General features: G+C 78.6%; 4 protein-coding genes. 2 read left to right on the top strand and 2 right to left on the bottom strand.

Annotated elements, in window-relative coordinates; translation table 11 throughout:
• The coding region (locus AB0F18_RS38745; RefSeq protein ID WP_362070117.1) for a DUF6629 family protein at positions 1-96 on the bottom strand (96 nt) is incomplete at its 3' end.
• 18 nt (positions 97-114) lie between these two features.
• Positions 115-1,677, bottom strand: coding sequence for an MFS transporter (locus AB0F18_RS38740; protein WP_362070115.1), 1,563 nt, complete (start codon positions 1,675-1,677; stop codon positions 115-117).
• 274 nt (positions 1,678-1,951) lie between these two features.
• Here AB0F18_RS38740 and AB0F18_RS38735 point away from each other — a divergent pair, with 274 nt between their 5' ends.
• Both AB0F18_RS38735 and AB0F18_RS38730 read left to right on the top strand, forming a co-directional pair.
• Positions 1,952-2,722, top strand: coding sequence for a hypothetical protein (locus AB0F18_RS38735; RefSeq protein ID WP_362070113.1), 771 nt, complete (start codon positions 1,952-1,954; stop codon positions 2,720-2,722).
• Positions 2,723-2,880: 158 nt separating this feature from the next.
• Entirely contained in the window at positions 2,881-4,047 is a 1,167-nt protein-coding gene (locus AB0F18_RS38730; RefSeq protein WP_362070110.1) for a hypothetical protein, read from the top strand.
• The last annotated feature ends 99 nt before the right edge of the window (positions 4,048-4,146 follow it).

The following is a 4,146-nucleotide window of genomic DNA, read 5'->3' as shown; positions in this document are numbered from 1 at the left end:
GTCCCGGGGGGCCCGCCGCACCCGCGCCACGCACACCACCCCGACGGCCGCCACGGCCGAGCCCGCCGCGAGGTCCGCCGCCGCGCTCCAGCACACCGAAGGCCTCCGGGCCGCTCAGACAGCGGGCTCCGGCGGGCCCTCCCGCTCGTGCGGGTTCTCCAGCGGCGGGGCGCCGACCGCGCAGGCCGTCCGGCACTGCGGATGGCAGGCCCCGGGCGCGGGAGAGCGCACGGTCGCCCACGCCAGGGCCGCGCCGGCCGCCATCAGGCCCGCGCACCAGGCCACGGCCCGCCCGAAGGCCGCGTCGAAGGCGCCGGCCGACCGATAGGCGTCCGGGCCCATCCCCGCCAGCAGCGGCAGCGCCGCCACCGCGAGCAGCCCGGCGGCGCGGGCGGCCGCGTTGTTGATGCCGCTGGCCAGCCCCGCCCGCCCCGGGTCCAGTGCGGCCAGCACGGTCGCGGTCAGCGGGGCCACGAGCGTGGCCAGGCCGGCGCCGAGCACCGCCATGGCCGGCAGCACGTCCCGTACGTACGAGGCCTGCGGCCCCACGCGCAGCGCAAGCAGCATCCCGGCCGCACAGACCAGCGGCCCCACCGTGAGCGGGATCCGCGGCCCGATCCGTTCACCCAGCGCCCCCGCGCGGGCCGACAGCAGCAGCATCAGGACGGTGGTCGGCAGCAGTGCGGCCCCGGCGGCCAGGGCCGAGTACCCGGACACCACCTGGAGCTGGAGCACGACGAGGAAGAAGAAACCGCCCAGGGCCGCGTACACGCACAGGGTGACCAGGTTGACGGCGGTGAACTGGCGGGAGGCGAAGACGTCCGGCGGCACCATCGGATCCGGCCGCCGCCGCTCCACGTACACGAACGCGGCCGCCAGCAGCACCCCGCCCACCCCGGCCCCGACGACGGCCGCGGTCCCGGAGCGGGCCTCGATCAGCGCGTACGTGAGCAGGGCCAGGGCCGCCGCCCCGAGGACCGCACCGGCCACGTCGAACCGCCCGCCGGCCTGCGGATCCCGCGATTCCGGTACGTGTCTCAGCGCCACCGGCACGCACAGCGCGGCCACCGGCACGTTCAGCAGGAACACCCACCGCCAGCCCGGCCCGTCCACCAGCCAGCCCCCGACGAACGGCCCCACGGCCGCGCCGACACCGCCGAACGCCGACCACAGGCCCACCGCCCGGGCCCGGTCGCCGGCCCGAATCGAGCCCTGGATCAACGCGAGCGAGCCGGGGGTCAGCAGGGCCCCGCCGATGCCCTGGAGGGCCCGGGCGGCGATCAGCACCCCGGCGTTCGGGGCGACCCCGCACAGCAGGGAGCCCGCGGCGAACCAGACCACGCCGAGGACGAAGATCCGGCGCCGCCCGAACCGGTCGCCGAGCGCCCCGCCGACCAGGATCAGCCCGGCGAGGGTCAGCAGGTAGGCGTTGACGGTCCACTGGAGCACGGCCAGGTCGGCGCCGAGGTCGCGCCCGATGCGGGGGAGGGCGACGTTGACCACGGTCGAGTCCAGCAGGGCCATCGCGGAACCCAGCACGGTGGCCAGCAGCACCCACCGCCCCCGCGCGGACCGCAGGACGACCCCCGGCTCCGCCTCCGGCCCGGGCCCGGGCGGGGTCCGGTGTGCCGGTTGCGTACCGGGGTCGGGCACGGGTTCGCCGGGTATCGCGCTCATCCCCCCAGGCTGACCCGCCCGCCCCGGAAGGTCCAGTGGGCGGCCCGGCCCACAGGGGTCACACGGGTCCAGCCACCCGGCTGGAGCACGCCGTTCACGGTGAGCCGCCAGGGCGCGGCGTCGGGGACCGTCTCGGTCGGCCCGTAGTGGCCGCCCCGACAGGCAGTAGCCCCCACGCGGTGCGACCGCTGCCCCCCGGCATTCGGGTGGCGGGCGGCAACGCGTCCGCGACTTCTCCGCGACCCGCCCGGCGGGCCGACGTAGCGTGCCGGGCATGACGCCGCAGATCGAGGCCCTCATGCGCACCGCCGACCCGGACGCGGTCTGGGCGGTGGGCTCGGCGGACGCCGTCCACGCCGCCCGCCCGGGCCCTCCGGGCGACTGGGACACCCCGGTCGAGGCCGGAGCCCTGACGGCCGCCCTCGCGCTCTGGCCCGTCCTCGGCACCCTCGTGGCCCAGGGGGAACTGACCCTGCACACCCCGCTCACCGCCTACGGGGAACCGCCCACGGCCGGCCCGCCCGACGCAGCCGGGGCAACCGCCGCCACCACCCACCAGCTGCTCACCCGCGCCGACGGCCCGGCCGCCCTCGCCGCCCTCACCCGCCTCGCCGAACGCCTCGGCGGCGCCCCGCTCGGCGTATGCGCCGCGACCCGCATCTGGCAGCCCCTCGGCATGACCCGCACCCGCCTCGCCGAGGGCGCCCTGCACACCACCCTGGCCGACCTCGCCCGCTTCCTGCGCCACCTGCTGTCCCCCTGCGACCACCCCGTCCCCCGGGCCTGGACCGCCGAGTCGCTGCGCATCCGCACCGGCGAGCTGACCCCCTCCCGCGGCCTGCTCTGGCATCCCGCGCCCGCCGGGGTGTGGGCCCACCACCCCCCGTCCGGCCCCGGCCCCGCCCTCTGGATCTCCCCGCGCCACGACCGCTGGGCCGTCCTGCTCCCGGGCCCCGCCCGCGCCCCCGGCGCCCGCCTGCGCACCGCTTTCCGCGAGGCCGTGTTCGCCCCCGTACCCCTCGGCTCAACGGGCGTACTCCCCTAGGGTCTGTCGTCAAAGTCCCGTCCGCGGGGCCGCCTCCGGGCGACGGCGGGAGGGCGGCGGCAGGGCCTGGCGCAGTCGGATCGCGCCGCTCGCGGGCCCGTCGTACGGTGATCCCGTCAGCCGCCCGAAGCCCCCGACGCAGCCCCCGCGAGGAGCCCATGTCCGACGCCGTGACCGCGCCGGCCACCGACCCGGACGTCGACGCGCTCGACGCCCTGTGCCGGGAACTGGCCGAGGCCGCCGACGCCGTGGGCGAAGCCGCCCGGTACGCCTCCGGGCTCGCGTTCGGCGCCCGCCTGCCCGCCGGGGCCCTCGTGGCCCGCAGCAGCCGCCGGCGCCGCGCCTGGCGGACCCTGCTGCGCACCCTCACCGATCCGGCCGGCCTCGGCTGGGCCCCGCGCGGGCGGGGGGTGGCGCGGGCCGGGTGGCTCGCCGGGATCCTCGCCGGGCGGGAGAGCCTCGCCGTCAGCGCCGCCGTCTGCGGACTCAAGGCCCGGATCCGGGTGGCCAGCGTGGGCCGCCCCGAACTCCTCGCGGACCCCGACTGCGCCGCCGTCCTGCGGGCCGTGGACCGGGGCCGGCAGGCCGACGCGGCCCGCGCCTTCCGGACGATCGTGCGCGAGCGGGGCGCCGGGCGGGCCTTCACCCTGCTCGCCCCGGCCTTCGCGGACATCCTGGCCTGGCACGCGCTCACCGACGAGAACCCCTTCAACGACCACGCGGGCTGGCAGGTCGCCACCGGCCGGGCCGTGACCGCGGAACCGCTGCTGGGCCTCGGCGCCGCCCTGCGGGCCTTCTGCGCGCGCGGGCCGGGCGGCGGCGGCCGGGACGACGGGCCCGGCACCCCCGGGGCGGGTCTGCCGGAGGCGCTCGACACCACCGGCACCCTCGCCGGCTACGTCCGCAACACCGGCCTGCTCGGCCCGTCCGGGGCCCTGCTCGTCCAGCAGGTGAAAGGCCCGGACGGGGTGCTGCGCCACGTCGTCCAACTGCCCGACCGGGAGGCCGCGTACGCCCCGGCCGTGACCAGGGCGCTGCGTGCGCTGATCCCCTCCGGCGCCGAACTCGCGCTGGTCGGGCACCGGCTGGGTGCCGTCACCGCCATGGACCTGGCCCGGGACCGGGACTTCACCGCCGTGTACGCGGTCACGTACGTCTACGCCGCCGGCCAACCGGCCGACGTCCCGATCTCCACCGGCTCCCGTACCCGGGTGGTCTTCCTGCCCGGCCCGGACGGGCCCGCGCCCGTCGACGGAAGGGTGACGGACAGCCGGCTGCTGCCCCTCGACGAAGAGAGCCGCACGTCCCCCCGGAGGAACCCGTGAGCGACGTCCGTCCGCCGCGCCCCGAAGCGTCCGCCTCGGCCGACGGCCTGCGCGGCCACTGCGCCGCCCTGCGCGCCCACGCCCGTCGGCTGCGCGCGG

The organism is Streptomyces sp. NPDC029216 (genome assembly GCF_040648015.1).
Classification (GTDB): Bacteria; Actinomycetota; Actinomycetes; order Streptomycetales; family Streptomycetaceae; genus Streptomyces.
The sequence above is the reverse complement of the archived record's forward strand: the minus strand, read 5'-3'. Positions and strand labels throughout refer to the sequence as shown.